Consider the following 720-nt stretch of genomic DNA (forward strand, 5'->3'; position numbering starts at 1 on the left):
ATCCGGGCTGCGGACAGTGTCTGGTGGGTAGTTTGACTGGGGCGGTCTCCTCCCAAAGCGTAACGGAGGAGCACGAAGGTTGGCTAATCCTGGTCGGACATCAGGAGGTTAGTGCAATGGCATAAGCCAGCTTGACTGCGAGAGTGACGGCTCGAGCAGGTGCGAAAGCAGGTCATAGTGATCCGGTGGTTCTGAATGGAAGGGCCATCGCTCAACGGATAAAAGGTACTCCGGGGATAACAGGCTGATACCGCCCAAGAGTTCATATCGACGGCGGTGTTTGGCACCTCGATGTCGGCTCATCACATCCTGGGGCTGAAGTAGGTCCCAAGGGTACGGCTGTTCGCCGTTTAAAGTGGTACGCGAGCTGGGTTTAGAACGTCGTGAGACAGTTCGGTCCCTATCTGCCGTGGGCGCTGGAGAATTGAGGGGGGTTGCTCCTAGTACGAGAGGACCGGAGTGAACGCACCGCTGGTGTTCGGGTTGTCACGCCAGTGGCACTGCCCGGTAGCTAAGTGCGGAAAAGATAAGTGCTGAAAGCATCTAAGCACGAAACTTGCCCCGAGATGAGTTCTCCCTGGCTCCTCGAGAGCCCTGAAGGGACGTTGAAGACGACGACGTTGATAGGCCGGGTGTGTAAGCGCAGCGATGCGTTGAGCTAACCGGTACTAATGACCCGTGAGGCTTAACCTTACAACGCCAGAGGCGTTTTGCGAGACC

At 56.8% G+C, this 720-nt stretch carries 1 rRNA gene; it reads left to right on the forward strand.

Going from position 1 to position 720, the window contains the following annotated elements:
• Positions 1-693, forward strand: a 23S ribosomal RNA gene (locus SB719_RS18955); the annotation flags it as partial.
• Positions 694-720 lie beyond the last annotated feature (27 nt).

The sequence above is a fragment of the Pantoea sp. SIMBA_079 genome, assembly GCF_046940275.1.
Lineage (GTDB): Bacteria > Pseudomonadota > Gammaproteobacteria > Enterobacterales > Enterobacteriaceae > Pantoea > Pantoea borealis.